The following is a 16,861-nucleotide window of genomic DNA, read 5'->3' as shown; positions in this document are numbered from 1 at the left end:
TCTCGACCCGATACTCCAGTTACAAACTTACTTCGGCAGCGCGAACGCCAGCACGGCATCGCTCGATACCGGCGAGCCGTTGAACCCGCCGGTATCGACCGCCGCGACAAATTGGCGGCCGCTCTTGCCGGCATAGCTGATCGCCGAGCCATAGATCGCCGCGGGCAAGGTCGCGGTCCACAGCACCTTGCCGGTGCGGGTATCGAAGGCGCGCATCTTGTTCTCATCGGTGCCGCCGAAAAAGGCGAGGCCGGTCGCGGTGACGATCGGCGCGCCCGAGCTCAGCCGGCCCGTATCGCGCATGCCTTCCGGCAGCGTGTCGGTCGTGCCGAGCGGCACGCGCCAGGCGATCTTGCCGCTGTTGACGTTGACCGCGACCATTTCGCCCCAGGGCGGCGGGCCGCATGGCGTGCGCGTCTCGCGATCCCAGAAATAGACATAGCCGCGCGCCAGACCCCAGGAACCGTCCGCCTGCTTGGCGAGCTGTTGCGGGCTGGCCAGCGAGTTGACGTTCGTGATGTAGAGGCCCTGTTTCGGATCGAACGCGCCCCCTCCATAATCGATGCCGCCCAAGCTGCCCGGGAAGAAGGCGACGGCCGAATCCGCCCGGAACGGCTGGAACATCTTGCTTCCGACGATCTTGTAATCGTCGACCACTTTCTGGCAGCGCTGCTTCACATCGGGTGTCATCGCCGCCATTTCCGACATGTCGAACGACAAGCGGGTCAGCGGCGGCGGCGTCGACGGCATCGGCTGAGTGGGCGAGGGGAATTCGCCCGGGATGTCGGTGTCGGTCGGAACCGGCACTTCCTTCACGTCGTAGATCGGCTTGCCGGTGACGCGGTCGAGGATGAACATGATCGCCATCTTGCTCATCACGGCGATCGCCGGGACGGTCCGGCCGTTCTTCTTCACGTCCATCAAGGTCGCGGCGGGCAGGTCGACGTCCCAGATGTCGTGATGCACGACCTGGAAATGCCAGAGATATTTGCCATTATTGGCGTCCACCGCGACGATCGAGTTGCCGTAGAGATTATTGCCCTTGCGGTCCCCGCCCCAGCGATCGAAGCTGGGCGCGGCGATCGGCAGATAGGCGATGCCGCGCTTTTCATCGACGACGATCTGCGTCCAGACATTGTTGCCCGACCGGTTCTTCCAGCTATCGCCTTCCCAGCTGCCGAAGTTCTTCTCGCCGGGCTGCGGCACCGTGTGGAAGGTCCAGACCAGCTTTCCGGACCGCGCGTCCCAGGCACGCACATCGCCGCGCGCACCGAGCGACGGGGTTTCCTGTACGCGCGACCCAGTGATGATCAGATCACCATAGATTGCCGGCGGACCCGACATGCCGAATTGCGTATTCGGGTTTCCGTTGGTGATCTCCGGCGTCTTCATGTTGACCACGCCGTTCTCACCGAAGCCGGGTACCGGCACGCCGGTGGCGGCGTCGAGCGCGATCAGCCGGCCCGAGCGGGTGCCGAACACGATCTCCGGCCTGGCCTTGCCCGAGCCGGGCCAATATTGGACGCCGCGCGTCGAGGCCTGATCGCGTTCGGGCATCTGGTAGGCCCAGAGTTCCTTGCCGGTATCGGCATCGAGCGCGACGACCTTGCCGTAGGGCGAAGGGAAATACATCACACCGTTCATCACGATCGGCGTCGCCTGCGACGAGGAGAAGCGCGGTCGTGGCGGTGGCGGCGTGTTGGCCGGTGCCTCGGGGTTTACCGGGAAGGCAGGCACGACGAAATTCGACGGCTTCATGTTGTAGGTCCAGGCGACCTGAAGCTTGTCGACATTCTGCGGCGTGATCTGGGTCAGCGGCGAATAGCGCGACGCCCCCTGGTCATTGCCGTAGCTGGGCCAATCCTTGCCGGCGGGAGCGGCGTTGAGCGTGGTGGCGCCGGCGGCGATCGTCGCGGCGCCCGCGAGCAGCAGCGCGACCCTCAACGGGCGGTCCTCGGACGAGCGGCCTGCGCGGCCATGTACGACGCCTTGGACGCGAGGTCCTTCGCTACACCGATCACCATCATGTCGAGGGGAGCCGCTCCTGTTGATCGAATCGACCGGGACTGGCCCAGGTCGATGGGGATGACATCCCCGGTGTGAATAGCCGCTGTCTCGGATCCCACGGTTGCTTCGCCGTCGCCCGAGATGACCAGATAGACCTCGCTCATCTCCGGCAGGGTCCGGGCACCGACCGAGGCGCCCGTGGGGATGCGGAGATGATCGACATAGGACCAGGGAGTCGAGAACACGCTCGGCTCGAACGCGCGGCGATATTGCACCGTGCCGGTGCCGCCATCCATGCCCGCGACCGCGCGCAGCTGGGCCGGATCGAAGCGCGCCGAGATGAACTGCGGGATCGGATCGAGCGTCACATTGGTGCGCGGATCGTTCAGGTTGAACGCGTCATAGGTCTTGGTCAGCCCAACATTGATATTGACCCACTGCACAGGCTTGTCAGTGGGATTGTAGATGCCGTGCGCCTGACCCATGCGGTCGGGCACCGCGGCGGGGCCCTTGATGAGTGAGGTATGGCCGTTGATCGTGAACTGCGCCTCGCCGTCCAGGATGACGAACATTTCCTCGCACCCATTGTGGAAATGCTCGCCGATGCCGCTTTTCGGCGCGATCACGCCGCGATGGACGAAGATCAGATTGGTGCTGAGCGCATCGGCACCGAAGATCTGGCCGAACTCCATGGATCCGGCGCCGGCATGAACGCCCTCGCTGTGACGGAACTTGGTCGGATCGGTGTGGCCGATGCGCTGCGCCAGTGGTTTGGCGGATGGGGCCGGAACAGCGGACTGCCCATGGGCGGCAGCGACAATGAGCATCGGCGCGACGATCGCGCACGCCAGATAATGCTTCCTCAATCCAGATCTCCCCTCGGCGTCTCCGCCGGCGCCTTGCGGGGCCGGCTCAGACGTTGTTCTTTGTTTCGACGGATGCTAGCAGGGTGCAATATCATATACAATATGATCCTGAGCCATTTGGCGACAGGGCGCGGATTAGCGAGGGGATAGACCATGATGACGGAAGCGAGGCGCTCGCAAGTGCGGGTCTTATTGATTTTCCTGCTTTTTATGCTGAGCGCAGTCGCGTTCCTCGACCGGACCAACATCTCGGTCGCGGGCGTGCAGATGCGTCAGGAATATGGAATCGATCAGATTCACCTGGGCTGGGTCTTTAGCGCCTTCCTCATCGGCTATGCCGCCTTCCAGGTTCCGGCCGGTTGGCTCGCGGTCAGGATCGGGCCGCGCAAAGCCCTTACTTATGGCGTCATCTGGTGGGGTCTCTTCTCCGCCGCGACCGCTTTGGTCTCTCCCGCCTTCGGCAGCACCGTATTGCAGCTGATCATCGTCCGGTTCCTGCTCGGGGCGGGTGAAGCGGTGATCTATCCGGCGGGCAACCAGCTCCTGTCGCGCTGGATCCCGATCCAGGAGCGCGGCAAGGCCAATGGACTGATCTTCGCCGGCGTCGGCGCGGGTTCCGGCCTGACCCCGCCGCTGATCACCGCGCTGATCGTGTTCGGCGGCTGGCGCCTGTCCTTCTATGTCTGCGCGCTGATCGGCATCATCGTCGGTGCCATCTGGTATGTGCTCGCGCGCGACAAGCCGGAAGATCATCCGGCCGTCTCCGCATCCGAGCTCGCCCATATCCGGGCGGGCCTGCCCGCCCTGTCGACCGCTCCGACGCCCGCCACGCCCTGGGGCACGATCCTGACCGATCGTAACGTCTGGGGCCTGTTCATCAGCTATTTCTGCTTCGGCTATGTCGCCTGGCTCTTCTTCAGCTGGTTCTTCATCTACCTGGCCGAGGTGCGCCATGTCGATCTGAAGACGAGCGCGCTGTACAGTTCGATGCCGTTCATCGCGATGACCATCTGCTGCCTGAGCGGCGGCGTCGCGAACGACCGGATCGCCAGGAAATACGGCCTGTTCTGGGGTCGCAGCGGTCTGGCGGTGGTCGCCTTCATCCTGACCGCTGGTTTCCTGGCCGCGGGATCGCAGGTGACCAGCACCGGCCTGGCCGTGGTGATCCTGGCGGGCGGCGCAGGCGCGCTCTATCTGTCGCAAAGCTCGTTCTGGTCGGTCACCGCCGATATCGCCGGGCCCTATACCGGGGTCGTCTCGGGCTTCATGAACATGGGTTGCCAGATCGGCGGCGCGATCACGGCATCGCTGACGCCGTGGATCGCGGCGGAATATGGTTGGATCGCGGCCTTTGGCACGGCCGCCGCGCTCGCGGTGGTCGGGGCGATCGCCTGGTGTTTCGTGCGGCCTGACCGGCTGATCGTTGCCGAGCGGCCGGCCGCGCCCCATCTCGAGGCGGTTGCCGCCTGACTTTTCGCCGACGGGCAATCATCACTATAGTGCCGTCGGCGGGCGGCGAGAATGAAGGAAGACATTGAATGACGACGCTGCCGCTTTCCGGCATCCGGGTGCTCGATATCACCCAGGTCATGGCAGGCCCGTTCTGCTGCATGCTGCTGGGCGACATGGGCGCCGACGTGATCAAGATCGAGCCGCCCAAAACGGGCGATTCGACGCGTCATTCAATGGGTTTCCGGCTGAAGGGGGAGGACAGCCCCGGCTTCCTCGCGCTCAACCGCAACAAGCGCAGCATCACGCTCGACCTGAAGAACGAGGCCGATCGCGACGTGCTCTATGCCCTGGTCAAGACCGCCGATGTGGTGGTCGAGAATGCCCGGCCCGGCGTCGCCGCCCGGCTCGGCATGGGCTATGACACGCTCAGTGCGATCAACCCGCGGCTGATCTATGCCAGCATCTCCGGCTTCGGCCAGACCGGCCCCTGGGCGCAGCGCCCCGGGTTCGACCTGATCGCGCAGGCGATGTCGGGCGTGCTCAGCTCGAACGGCTTTCCCGGCATGGAGCCGGCCAAGAACTCGATCGCCGTCGCCGATCTCGGCGCGGGGCTGTTCTCGGTCTATGCGATCCTGAGCGCGGTGATCGGCCGCGAAAAATCGGGCGTCGGCCAATATATCGACGCCTCGCTGCTCGAGGCCGCGATGGGCCTGTCGATCTGGGAAACGACCGAGCTGTGGGGCACCGGCAAGTCGCCGACCCCGATCGGCTCCGCCAACCGCATGTCGGGCCCCTATCAGGCAGTACTGGCCAAGGACGGCTGGTTTGTCATCGGCGCGGCCAATCAGGGCCTGTGGCTGACCTTCCTCAAGATCCTCGGCCGCGAGGAATTGCAGGACGTGCCGGAATATTCGACCAACGCCGCGCGCGTCGCCAACCGGATCGAGCTGATCTCGGAGCTGGCCCCGACCTTCCTGACACGCACCAGCCAGGAATGGATCGACGCGCTGCTCGGCGCCGGCGTGCCCGCCGCGCCGATCCTCGACTACGAGCAGGCGATGGCGAGCGAGCAGGCCGTTGCGCGCAACATGGTGATGGATGTGGCGCACCCGGTCGAGGGGACGTTCAAATCGCTCGGCTTCCCGGTCAAGATGATGGGCACGCCGCAGGAAGTCCGCCTGCCGCCGCCGCTGATCAACGAGCATGGCGAGGAGATCCGCCGCGAGCTGCGCGAACGCGGCCTGCTGCCGGCCGCCCCCGCGGAAGCGGCCGAATGAGCGGCCAGACCATCCTCGAGCGCGACGGCGCGATCGCGCGCGTCCGCTTCGACAATGTGCCGGCGCACAATGCGCTGACTCACCAGATGTGGGTCGACCTGCACGATATCTGCGTGCAGCTGGCCAATGACCCGACAGTGCGCGTCGTCACGTTCCGCGGCACTGGCGGCAAGGCCTTCATCTCGGGCACCGACATCTCCAGCTTCGCGCATTTCGACAAGGGCCAGGACGGCGTCGATTACGAAAACGAGATCGACATCTTCATGCGCTCGATCGACAAGATCCCCGCCACGACGATCGCGATCGTCGAGGGCTGGGCCGTCGGCGGCGGCATCAACATCTCCTCCGCCTGCGACTTCCGGATCGCGACGCCCAATGCGAAGTTCGGCTCGCCGATCGGCCGCACCATCGGCAATTGCCTGTCGAGCAGCAGCTATGCCCGCGTCGGCGGCGCCGTGGGCATCCAGATCGCCAAGCGCATGGTCCTGCTCGGCGAGATGATTACTGCTCAGGAACTGCTAAACAGCGGCTTCCTCTACAAGATGGTGGAACCCGAGGAGCTCGACGCCGCGGTCGAGGCGCTTGTCCAGCGCGCGGCGGAAAACGCGCCGCTGACCACGCGGACGACCAAGGAAGYGATCCGCCGGATGACCTTCGACAACCTTCCCGACATCCAGGACCTGATCGCCAACGTCTATGGCAGCAACGACTTCCGCCGCGGCGTGCACGACTTCCTGGCGAAGACCAAAAAGACCCCGATCTGGACGGGCGATTGAGCGTTACGGCGGTTCAGACCGCGCCTTAAACCCACTCATTACCGTCACCCCGGACTTGTTCCGGCATCCATCGTTCCGCAGACACCGCAGCCGTTGCGTTCGCGGGACGATGGATGCCGGAACAAGTCCGGGGTGACGTTTGGGCCTAAGCGTTACCTACCAACAAAAACGGCCGCCTCCTTCCGGAAGCGGCCGTCTTGCGATCCGCCAAGCCGTTACCAGCTGACGGCGATATATTTCGCTTCGGTATATTCGTGCAGGCCGTGGTGCGAGCCCTCGCGGCCCAGGCCGCTCTGCTTCACGCCGCCGAACGGCGCCGCCGCGTCCGACACCAGGCCGCGGTTGAGCGCGACCATGCCGGCCTCGATCCGCTCCGAAATGGCGAGGCCCTTTTTCAGGTCGCCGGTGAAGACATAGGCGGCCAGGCCGAACTCGGTGGCATTGGCCAGGCGGATGGCGTCCTCGACATCGTCGAACACGGTGATCGGCGCGACCGGCCCGAACACCTCGGTCGTCAGGATCTCGGAGTCCGGATGGATGTCGGCGATGACCGTCGGCGGGTAGAAGAAGCCGTCGCCATGCGGGGTCTCGCCGCCGATCAGGACGCGCGCGCCCTTGGCCTTGGCGTCCTCGACCAGCATCTCGATCTTGTCGATCGCTTCCTGGTTGATCATCGCGCCGCATTCGGTCGCCGATTCATAGCCCGGCCCGACCTTCAGCGCGCCCATCTTCTCGACCAGCTTGGTCGTGAACGCCTCATAGATGCCGCGCTGGACATAGAAGCGGTTGGCCGCGGTGCAGGCCTCGCCGGCGTTGCGCATCTTGGCGACCATCGCGCCTTCGATCGCCGCGTCGAGATCGGCATCGTCGAGCACCAGGAACGGGGCATTGCCGCCCAGCTCCATTGAGGCGCTGAGCACCTGGTCGGCGCATTCGCGCAGCAGGATGCGGCCGACCTCGGTCGATCCGGTGAAGCTGAGCTTGCGCACCCGCGGATCGTGCAGCATCGCGCGGCACACGCCGGGCGCGTCGCTGGTGTTGATGACGTTGACGACGCCCGCCGGAACGCCAGCCTCGAGCATGATCTGCGCGACGGCAAGCGCGGTCAGCGGCGTCTCCGCCGCCGGCTTCAGGATGACGGTGCAGCCCGCCGCCAGCGCCGGCGCGATCTTGCGCGTCGCCATCGCTGCCGGGAAATTCCACGGCGTGATCAGCAGCGAGATGCCGATCGGCTGATACTGGACCAGGATGCGGTTGTTGCCAGCCGGCGAGATCGCCAGCTCGCCGTTGATGCGCACGGCTTCCTCGGCATACCAGCGGAAGAATTCGGCGGCGTAGCCGACCTCGCCGCGCGCGTCGGGCAGCGATTTGCCGTTCTCCAGGCTGATCAGCTGGGCGAGCCATTCGGCGTTCGCCATCATCTTTTCCCAGCACGCCATCAGGATCGTGGCGCGCGCGCGGGGCGCGGTGGCGGCCCAGGCGGCGGCGGCGGCCTCGGCGGCGTCGACACAGGCGATGCCGTCCTCGACCGTGCCGTCGGCGATGGCGGTCAGCACGCCGCCGGTCGACGGATTGACCACCTCGATGCGGGCGCGGGCACGGCCCTCGACCCAGGAAGCGCCGATCAGCAGATCGGTCGGGATGTCGAACGGCGCTTCATGCTCGCCGGCTGCGGGGGCTGCGTAACTGTTGAGGGATTCCATCATTCTGCCTTTTGGAGGTTCAGATTCACGCGATCCATGAGCATCGAGCGGTCGCCCGCATAAGCGGCGCCGGTGATGCTGCGCATCGCGTCGAGATCCAGGGGACGGGGGTTGTTCTTGACGAGGCGTTGCGCCTTCAGGCCATTCTCCGCCACATATTCCTGCATGTCTTCGGCCAGGCCGAGCTGCTTGAGCGAGGTGGGGATGCCGACCGAAGCGAACAAGTCGGCGATCCCGTCGATGAAGAGCTGCGACAGCACGTCCTCATCATCGTCCGGCGAGCCCAGCCCGACGACACGGGCGAGCTCGGCAAAGGCCGGAACGGTGGCCGGACGGTTGAACTGCATGACATAGGGCAGGAGCGCCGCGACGCCGTCGCCATGCGCGGTGTGAGTCAGGTTTCCGACCGGATATTGCAGCGCATGCGCCGCCGCCGTGCCCGCCACGCCGAAGGCGCAGCCGGCGGCGAGCGAGCCGAGCATCAGCTGCTCGCGCGCGACCATGTTGCCGCCATCGTCATATCCCGCCTTGAGGCTGTCCCACACGCATTTCACCGCAAGCTTGGCGAAATGATCGGACAGCGCGTTCTTGCCGACAAAGACATGTTCCTGAGTCAGCATCGCATCGATCGGCCGGGAGAGCGCGGTATAGGCCTCGACCGCGTGAGTCATCGCGTCGGAGCCGGAACAGGCGGTCAGCCCCCTGGGGCAGGTGACGGTGAGCTCCGGGTCGCAGATCGCGGCCATCGGGATCAGATAGGGGCTGGCGATGCCGACCTTTGCGCCGAGTGCGTCGTCGGACACCACGGCGACGGGCGTCACCTCGGAGCCGGTGCCCGAGGTCGTCGGCACGGCGACCAGCGGCAGGACCGGGCCGGGCACCTTGAACTCACCATAATAGTCGCTGATCGCGCCGCCATGCGCGAGCAGCACGGTGACCACCTTGGCCAGATCCATGCAGCTGCCGCCGCCGATGCCGAGCACCACATCGGCGGTGAAGCCGCGAACCTGCTCGACGCATTCGAGGATGGATTCGACCGGCAGATCGGGCTGAGTCTGGTCATAGACATGAGTCTCGACCCCGGCCTCCGCGAGGTCGGCGAGCATCGTCTCGAACATCGGATCGGCACCGAGACGCGCATCGGTGCAGATCAGCGCGCGTGTGCCGAGCTGGGCGGTCACCTTGCCGATGGCGCGGCGCTGACCGACGCCGAACAGGACCGAGCGGGGGAGACGCATGGCGCCGAAAATATTCATTTTATGCCTGCCGAACGAGAGAGTGAAAGGATACGCATCAGGTTATTTCTTCGCGCTGTTCTGCTTGAGATAGGCGATCACATCCGCCTGATCCTGCGGCTTGGGGAGGCCGATAAAGATCATCTTGGTGCCCGGGACCGCCTGGCGGGGCCCGGCGAGGAAGCGGGCGAGGTTCTGGTCGTTCCAGACCAGCCCCGACGCCTTCATCGCCGGTGAATAGTTGAAGCCGGCGACCATGGCCGCCTTGCGCCCGGCAACGCCGCGCAGATTGGGGCCGAGGCCGCTCGCGCCCGTCGGATCGACGCTGTGGCACGACGCGCATTTCTTGAAGATCACGGCACCGTTCACGGCATCTCCCGGCGGCGCGGCCGAGATCGCGGCCGCCGCGCCCGCCATCATGACAAACGTTGTCAGACCCACAAGATACTTCATTCCGAACCTCCAGCGGACAGGGTTGCAGCCCCTGTACCGAAATATTTGTCCTTGCCGTCGCCGCGTCCCCGGATGCCCATATGCCCGTCACTCATGCGCGGGTTCGGGGATGAGCGGGCGCGACGCGTCGATCGTGAACATCAGCAGGGCCGCCGCCACGCACAGGCCGGCCAGCACGCCGAACGCGGCGCCCCAGCCGCTCGCCGAGACGATATAGCCGGTCAGCGTCGCCGCGACAAAAGCGCCGAGATTGCCGATCGTGTTCATCACCGCCGACACCGATCCGGCGAACTCGCCGCCGATATCGAGCGTCACGGCCCAGGACACGCCGACGGTCAGTTCGAGGCCGAACAGCGCGAGGCAGAAACAGGCGATGCTGATAATGTGATTGTCCGACGCGGTGGCGAGCGGGATCATGACGGCGGCGATCGCGAAGCCGACCACCGACACCCAGCGCCGCGCGAACAACAGGCCGCGCCCGCGCTTCACCAGATGGTCCGAGAACCAGCCCCCGGCAAGATCGCCGACCACGCCCGCCATCAGCGGCAGGCTGGCGAACAGGCCCATCAGCGCGATGTCGTAACCGCGCGCGTCATGCAGATATTTGGGGAACCACGTCAGGAAGATGTTGATGCAATAAGCGTAGCAGAAATACATCGCCGACAGCAGCCAGAGCTGGGGCCGGGCAAGCAGCCTGGCCCAGGGCACGCTTGCCTTGGTCCGGCCTTCGCCGAGCGCTTCCTCGATCATCACGCGCTCGGCGTCGTTCACGGACGCATGCTCGCGCGGGCTGTCGCGGTAGAACCAGAACCAGAAGAGCGCCCAGGCGACGCCGACCGCCGCGAAGGCGAGGAAGGGCATGCGCCAGCCGAAATCGACGATCAGCAGCGCGACGAACACCGGTGTCACTGCGCCGCCGAGCCGCGCGCCGGCATGAGTCAGGCCCTGCGCCCAGCCGCGCTCGGCCGGGAGCATCCAGCGCGAGAGCGAGCGGGTGGCGATGGGGAAAGCGCCAGCCTCGCCCATGCCGAACAGGAAACGGGTGACGATCATCGAGCCGGACGACCAGGTCAGCGCGGTGGCAGCGGTGAAGGTCGACCACCAGAGCACCACGCCGGTCAGCGCGCGGCGCGGGCCGAACTTGTCGCCGAGCCAGCCGCCCGGAATCTGGAACAGGGCATAGGAGATGGAGAAGGCGCCGAAGATCCAGCCCATCGTCACGTCGTGGAAGCCGAATTCCTTCTGGATCGACGGCGCCGCGGTCGAAATGACCACGCGGTCCATATAGGTGATCAGATAGGCAAGCACCGTCAGCCACAGCACCTTGTGCCGGACGAGCGTGGGCCGCGCGGCCCGCACGCCTGGGGCGGTATCGCTCATTTAGGGCCGCCGGCGCAGGCGTCGGCGGCACGACCGGTGCAGGTCTGCCAGATCGTCGGGACCTGCTCGCCGGCGAGATAAACGCTGTCGATCGCCCGAGTGTTGCGGATGTCGACGGTCGGATCCTTGTCGAGCACCAGCAGGTCGGCCGCCTTGGCCGGCGCGATGGTGCCGACATTGGTCGCGCCCATGAACTTCGCATTGCTCCCGGTCGCGGCGGTCAGCGCCTGGAGCGGCGTGATGCCCGACTTGACCATCAGCTCGAGTTCCCAATGCGCGAAATAGCCGGGGAACCGTGCCGAGGGGCCGCTGTCGGTCCCCATGCCGTAGGGGATGCCCGCCTTCGCCTCGCGCCCGAAATTCTCCATCGCGTATTTCAGGACCGCCGGATATTTCGGGAAGGTCGGCGAGGAGGACAGGCGCGTGCGCCGCTCGGGGTTCTTGAGATCGGCGATCACCTGTGGGGTCACGCCGCGCGAAAAGAAGGGATCGTCGACAAAGGGCAGCAGGTCATAGGTGAAGCTGGCTTCGCGGCTGAGCGTCGCCGCGATCTGCCACACACCCTTCGCCTTCATCGCCGACAGCAACGGCGCATCGACCGCGCGGTCGCGGACCGAATGCGCAAAGCCGTTGACGCCCTCGCGAGTCAGCTCCCTGGCATTGTCGTAATAGAAGACATGGGCGACGGCTTTCTTGCCGTCCTTGTGCGCCTCGGCGATCACCGCCGTGCTGATATCGGCCGGCATGCGCTCGGCGATTGTGCCGAATTCGTCATCGACCCACAGCTTGATGAAATCGGCGCCCTTGGCGGCCTCGCGGTCGACCATCGCGGTCGCCTCGGCGGGCGTCGCTACCTGTGCCGGAAGCCCGACGACGCCGCCATAGCTGCCCTTGAACACCACGCCGCGCCCAGCAGTCCATACCCGCGCCCGGCCCGCCGGATCAGCGCGGATATCGCGGACGATGTCGTGGATCTCGTCTTTGTCGGTGCCGAGCACCTGGACCGAGGTGACGCCGTACGCCGCATAGAGCTTCAACTGCCGCTCGACGCTTTCGCGGGTGTAATATTTCAGGTCCTGGGTGATGCCGTCGACCAGCCCGAGATGGACATGGCTGTCGATGATGCCGGGCATGACGAACTTGCCGGTCAGGTCCCTGACCTTGACGCCCTTGGGCGCCCTGAGCTTCGCCGCCGGGCCGACCCAGCTGATCTTGCCGTTGGTGATGATCATCGCGGCATTCCTGACCGGCGCGCGGCCGGTGCCGTCGATCAGCGTGAAATGCGAGAGCGCCACGGTCTTTGCCATGGCCGGCGCCGCGGTCAGCGCCCCCGCCATCAGCGCCGCACCACTCATCCAGCCACAAGCACGCATACGACCCGCTCCATTGTTGTTCCGGACGTTTGCCGTCCTTCTTTCTGTTCCCGTCGGCATCAACGGGCCGAAGCTCGCGACAGGCCGTGATCGGGCATGATGGGAATGGCCGCCATGCGGCCGCCGCCAGGCTTCGGCCCGTTCGGGGCCAGCGCGGGCGCGAAATGCAAAGAGATGGAAACCCGTCGAACGGGAGGTCGTACGGCCGCGCGGTCGGCGCCGGGGAGTATCCCCTTGCGTATCCGTTCCCGCTTGCTGCTCGTCATGACCGTCTTGTTCCGCTTGGTAGAGAAAAGGTCCCGCCCGACCCCGAAGGGACGGGCGGGAGAGGAGGATCAGAACTTGGTACGCAGGCCCACGGCGATCAGGCGACCGAGCGGGTTCGACACGAAGCCGTTATACCCCCAGGCGCCGCCAAGGATGCCGTTGGTGTTGCCGTTGTAGAAAGGTGGTTCCTTGTCGAACAGGTTCTTCACGTCGACATAGGCCTGCCAGCCGTTGAACATGCCTTCGTTCCGGACCGTGTACTGGACGTGTAGGTCGAAATTATTGTCCGCCTTCACCTTGTCGCCACCGCCCGTCGGGTTGCCGACCGAGTTGGTCGTGATCGGCACCACCGAGGTGCTGATCCAGTTCCGGTAGGAGCCCGTGTGGTTCCAGAACAGGTCGGCCGAGAAGCCGCCCAGTTCCCAACCGAGCTGGGCACGGTGCTTGTACTGAACCGACGGGAAGGTCGTGTTGTAGCCCGAGGTGTTCAGGATGCTGAACGACGTACCGCCACCGAAGTTCTGCGTGAACTTCGTGAAGTAGGTGCCGCTCATGCCGACCGTGAAGGTGCCGAGGTCGCCGATCGGGGCACGATAGGCAGCCTGGAAGTCGATGCCTTCGACGGTCAGGTTCAAGGCGTTACGCGAGCTCTGATCCAGGAAGAAATAGATCTTGTCCGGGATCGCACCAGAGATGGTCGAACCGTTCGCGATATTGGCGAAGGTATCGATCTGCGACTGGCTGCAGCTTCCGTCCGCATTCGCGCCCGGCGTGCCCGGGCAGATGGTCAGCAGGTTGCGCAGGCCCGCCGAGTTCACGATCGCGGTCGGGCTCGGCGAGCTGACGCCGCCGATGAACTGGTTGTGGAACCAGGTCACCGCCGCGGTGAAGCCGGGCAGAAAACGCGGCGCCAGATCGAGGCCGAACGAATAGCTCGTCCCCTTCTGCGGCACCATGTTCGAGAAGCCGCCGCCAAGCTGGCGACGCATGCCCGGGTTGGCCGCGAGGCCGATCGTGCAGGTCGCTGCGGAAGCCGTGCAGGGGGTGCTGGTGTTGGTCACCACCGCGCCCGGCACCTGAACCACGGTGGGGTAATTGGCCACGGGAACGACCAGCTGGCCCTGGTTGCCGACGCTGCCCGAGGCATAGAGATAGCCCTGGCTGGGATCGCCGATCACCGCGAGCGGCGGTGCCACAAAGGCCGTCGCATAGTTGCCGCGGAGCTTGACGCCTTCGAACAATTCCCAGTTCGCCGCAAACTTCGGGTTCGTGGTGTCGCCGACGTCGCTATAGCTATCGTAACGGCCCGAGATATCCAGGTCGACCTTGCGGAAGAACGGAATCTCCATGTCCGGCGAGATCACCGGAATGACGATTTCGCCATAGGCCGAATTGACCGTGCGTTCGTACATATATTGCCGGAAGGTCGCCCCCGTCACCGACGGGCCTGTGCCGTTGGCGCCGTTGATCTTCTGGGTTTCGTCGGCCCAATAATGCTCGCCGCCGAACGCGATCTTCACTTCGCCCGCGGGCAGATTGAAGATGCCGCCCTGGAAATCGAGCTTCATCTGGTTGAACGTGTTGAAGTTGGTGTTCTGGCTGTCCGCGCCATAGAGCGAGCGGAGCACCGCCGCCGAGGTGCGGTTGGCCGTGCCCGTCCGCCACACGTCGAGCGCGTTCGCCGTGGTGAGCGGCAGGTTGAGCGCGATGACATTCTGGCCGGCCACATCGGTGGTCGTCGTGCTGCCGCTGAGCTGCCCGGTGCCGTTCAGGGCGAGCAGGGCGCAGGAGCTGCAGAAGCCGTCGATCGTGTTGAGTGCCGAACGGTTGCGGCCGAACGCGTCGCTGAACTTGACGCTCCAGCTGTCGCTCAGATCATATTCCGCGACGAAGGTGGCGTAGATCGAATCCGCCTCGGATTCGCCATAGCCGTAATTGCCGTCGTCCCGCAGCGCCAGCCAGCTCAACGATTCCTGGTTCGCGGTCGGCGAGCCCGCCGGCGCGACGAAGAAGGGGTTGACCTGCGGGAAGGCCGTTACGGTGCCGTTGGGCGCGGTATAGGAAGCAATGCCACGGCCGGGGCCATAGGCAGTCGCGTTGGTGATGGTGCCCGGGCCGTTCGGCGACGTCGTCTTCTGGATGTTGTAGTTCAGCATCGCGGTGATGCGGAACTTGTCGCCGAATTCGTTATACACCTTCATCATGGTGTTGGCGCGCCACTGGCCAGAGACCAGAACGCCATAGACCGAGTTGTTGCACGGCGCGTTGACGGCGGTGTTGGCCACGGTCGTCGTCGCGCTGGGCGACAGATAGACGCCGGACACGGCACCGCCATCCGACCGGTTGGTCACCTGGATCGTCGCCGGGCTGCAGGCATAGCTGTTGGTGTTGGTGCCGCCGACCGGGCGGAAATCGCCCAGGCTCGCAAAGGGGCGATCGCGGTTATAGAGCGTGCTGCCCTTGCTGTACGATCCGGCGATATAGACGCCGCCGGTATCCCATTTGGTGCCCCAGATGCCGTTGATGTCGTAATTGTGGTAATTATCGGCAAAGCCGTACCGGGCATTCACCTCGAGGCCGTCATAGGTCCGGCGGGTGATGAAGTTGACCACCCCCGCGACGGCGTCCGAACCATAGACCGAGGACGCGCCGTCGGCGAGCACCTCGACGCGCTCGACCGCGCTCACCGGAATGATGTTGGGATCGGTCTGGGCGAACTGCGTGCCGCCGCCCGGCAGGCGCAGGCCGTCCATGATGACCAGCGTGGTGTTGGACGACGAGCCGGCGAGGCTGTGGATCTGTGGCGAATAATAGGAATAGGCATTCTCACCCTGGGACAGCGAGCCCGAGGTGGTGATGGCGGGCACGGTGTTGACCAGCTGCGACACGTTGATCGGCGCGGTCTTCTCGATCGTCGCTTGGCCGACGGACACGAGGTTCGAACCGATCGGGGCGACGCCCTTGATGCTGGTGCCGGTGACGACGATGTCCTTGCCGAGATCGGCGGCCGAGCCGTCCGACAGGGTTTCCTGCGGCAGCGTGGCATCTTCGGCCGGAGCCGGCACGGTTTGTGTGGTTGACGGCGTGCTCTGCGCGAAAGCCATGCCCGGCGCAAAAATCATCGCCGTCGTCAGTGCAATCACGGAACCGCTTAGTTTGATCTTGGACGAGCGCATCCCCGTTCCCCCTTTCAGACTGGTTATCCTCTCAACTCCCGATCCGATCTTATTTGTGATTTGATATGATATAGGATCGGGAATTACCGGCATTCCTACGGTTGGTTCCCGCGGCCGTCAAGCGAGTCGATGGGATGCCCGGCCCGGCCCGGGTCAGTGATTCGGGGGCTGATGCAAAAATGGCACGGATTCGGCCCTATTCGTTCCGAAGGGCCTTGAAGTGCCGCAACAAGGGCTGGGTCCCGCGCGAGCGTGCGGCGTGCGGCAGCTTTCCGTTGAATCTCGCGATCGCTGGGCGCGCGCTTCGCGGTCAGCGCGCCTCGGCGAGCAGCTTGCGGGCGCTGGCGGTGGTCCAGTCCATGCCGCCGGTCATGCGCCACACCTCATGGCCGGTCGAATCATAGAGGATGCTGGTCGGCAGCTCGGCGTTCAGCGCGACGCTGAGGCCCACCTTGGGGTCGAGATAGGGCTGGAGCTGCTTCAGTCCGGCCTTGGCGAAAAAGGGTGCGACCTTTTCCGCGCCGCCGATATCCTGGCTGACCGCCACCACCTTCATGGTCTTCGCCAGCGCGTCGAGCGTCGGCATTTCCGCCACGCACGGCGCGCACCAGGTCGCCCAGAGATTGAGCAGCACCGGCTTGCCTGCAAAGGCCGCCATCGTCACCGGCTTGCCCGCCGGATCCTGGAAAGCCGCGACGGGCGCCGCCTCGCCCTTGTGGCTGCGGTCGAGCGTGCCGATCGTCTCGGCCGCCGCCGCCGAGGGTGCCGGTACGGCAGGCGAGGGCTTTGCTTGCTCCGGCGCGGAGACTTGCCTATCGCAGCCGCCGATCAGCAGCGCCGTGGCCAGGAGAGAGACGATCGTCGAGCGGAAGGACATGTCGGACCTATCCAATGCC

General features: G+C 65.3%; 12 protein-coding genes. 3 read left to right on the top strand and 9 right to left on the bottom strand.

Going from position 1 to position 16,861, the window contains the following annotated elements; genetic code table 11:
• Positions 1–27: 27 nt before the first annotated feature.
• Together AC1DX5_RS06480 and AC1DX5_RS06475 are read right to left on the bottom strand one after the other, a co-directional pair.
• Positions 28–1,944: an outer membrane protein assembly factor BamB family protein gene (locus AC1DX5_RS06480; RefSeq protein ID WP_478014606.1), complete on the bottom strand. Its 1,917-nt coding sequence runs from the start codon at positions 1,942–1,944 to the stop codon at positions 28–30.
• Positions 1,941–2,873 carry a cupin domain-containing protein gene (locus AC1DX5_RS06475; protein WP_478014605.1) on the bottom strand — a complete coding sequence of 311 codons (933 nt, stop codon included), beginning with the start codon at positions 2,871–2,873 and terminating at the stop codon, positions 1,941–1,943. The genes AC1DX5_RS06480 and AC1DX5_RS06475 overlap by 4 nt, the downstream gene beginning before the upstream one ends.
• 210 nt (positions 2,874–3,083) lie before the next feature.
• Between AC1DX5_RS06475 and AC1DX5_RS06470 the strand changes: the two genes are divergently transcribed.
• From AC1DX5_RS06470 to AC1DX5_RS06460, 3 genes are all read left to right on the top strand, one after another.
• Complete coding sequence (locus AC1DX5_RS06470; protein WP_478014604.1) at positions 3,084–4,343, top strand: MFS transporter; 1,260 nt, start codon at positions 3,084–3,086, stop codon at positions 4,341–4,343.
• 68 nt (positions 4,344–4,411) lie between these two features.
• Positions 4,412–5,602 (top strand): CaiB/BaiF CoA transferase family protein, encoded by a 1,191-nt coding sequence (locus tag AC1DX5_RS06465; protein ID WP_478014603.1) that lies wholly within the window; start codon positions 4,412–4,414, stop codon positions 5,600–5,602.
• Complete coding sequence (locus AC1DX5_RS06460; RefSeq protein WP_478014602.1) at positions 5,599–6,378, top strand: enoyl-CoA hydratase; 780 nt, start codon at positions 5,599–5,601, stop codon at positions 6,376–6,378. The genes AC1DX5_RS06465 and AC1DX5_RS06460 overlap by 4 nt, the downstream gene beginning before the upstream one ends.
• Positions 6,379–6,593: 215 nt before the next feature.
• On the opposite strand, the gene AC1DX5_RS06455 is transcribed toward AC1DX5_RS06460, so the two are convergent.
• The 7 genes from AC1DX5_RS06455 to AC1DX5_RS06425 all read right to left on the bottom strand — a co-directional run bounded on the left by AC1DX5_RS06455 (position 6,594) and on the right by AC1DX5_RS06425 (position 16,842).
• A complete protein-coding gene (locus AC1DX5_RS06455) occupies positions 6,594–8,084 on the bottom strand; it encodes an NAD-dependent succinate-semialdehyde dehydrogenase (RefSeq protein WP_465175194.1) in 1,491 nt (496 codons plus the stop codon).
• Positions 8,081–9,319 (bottom strand): iron-containing alcohol dehydrogenase, encoded by a 1,239-nt coding sequence (locus tag AC1DX5_RS06450; protein ID WP_478014601.1) that lies wholly within the window; start codon positions 9,317–9,319, stop codon positions 8,081–8,083. Before AC1DX5_RS06450 ends, AC1DX5_RS06455 begins: the two co-directional genes overlap by 4 nt.
• A gap of 60 nt (positions 9,320–9,379) precedes the next feature.
• The gene (locus tag AC1DX5_RS06445; RefSeq protein ID WP_465171089.1) at positions 9,380–9,769 is read right to left on the bottom strand and encodes a c-type cytochrome; all 390 of its coding nucleotides are present in this window, start codon (positions 9,767–9,769) and stop codon (positions 9,380–9,382) included.
• Positions 9,770–9,856: 87 nt separating this feature from the next.
• Entirely contained in the window at positions 9,857–11,149 is a 1,293-nt protein-coding gene (locus AC1DX5_RS06440; protein ID WP_465171088.1) for an MFS transporter, read from the bottom strand.
• The gene (locus tag AC1DX5_RS06435; protein ID WP_478014600.1) at positions 11,146–12,522 is read right to left on the bottom strand and encodes an amidohydrolase family protein; all 1,377 of its coding nucleotides are present in this window, start codon (positions 12,520–12,522) and stop codon (positions 11,146–11,148) included. The genes AC1DX5_RS06440 and AC1DX5_RS06435 overlap by 4 nt, the downstream gene beginning before the upstream one ends.
• A 335-nt stretch (positions 12,523–12,857) precedes the next feature.
• Positions 12,858–15,932, bottom strand: coding sequence for a TonB-dependent receptor domain-containing protein (locus tag AC1DX5_RS06430; protein WP_465171086.1), 3,075 nt, complete (start codon positions 15,930–15,932; stop codon positions 12,858–12,860).
• 343 nt (positions 15,933–16,275) lie between these two features.
• Positions 16,276–16,842 (bottom strand): TlpA family protein disulfide reductase, encoded by a 567-nt coding sequence (locus tag AC1DX5_RS06425; protein WP_478014599.1) that lies wholly within the window; start codon positions 16,840–16,842, stop codon positions 16,276–16,278.
• Positions 16,843–16,861 lie beyond the last annotated feature (19 nt).

The organism is Sphingomonas sp. P2_B6, from assembly GCF_056404755.1.
This window is presented reverse-complemented; position numbering and strand designations above follow the sequence as displayed.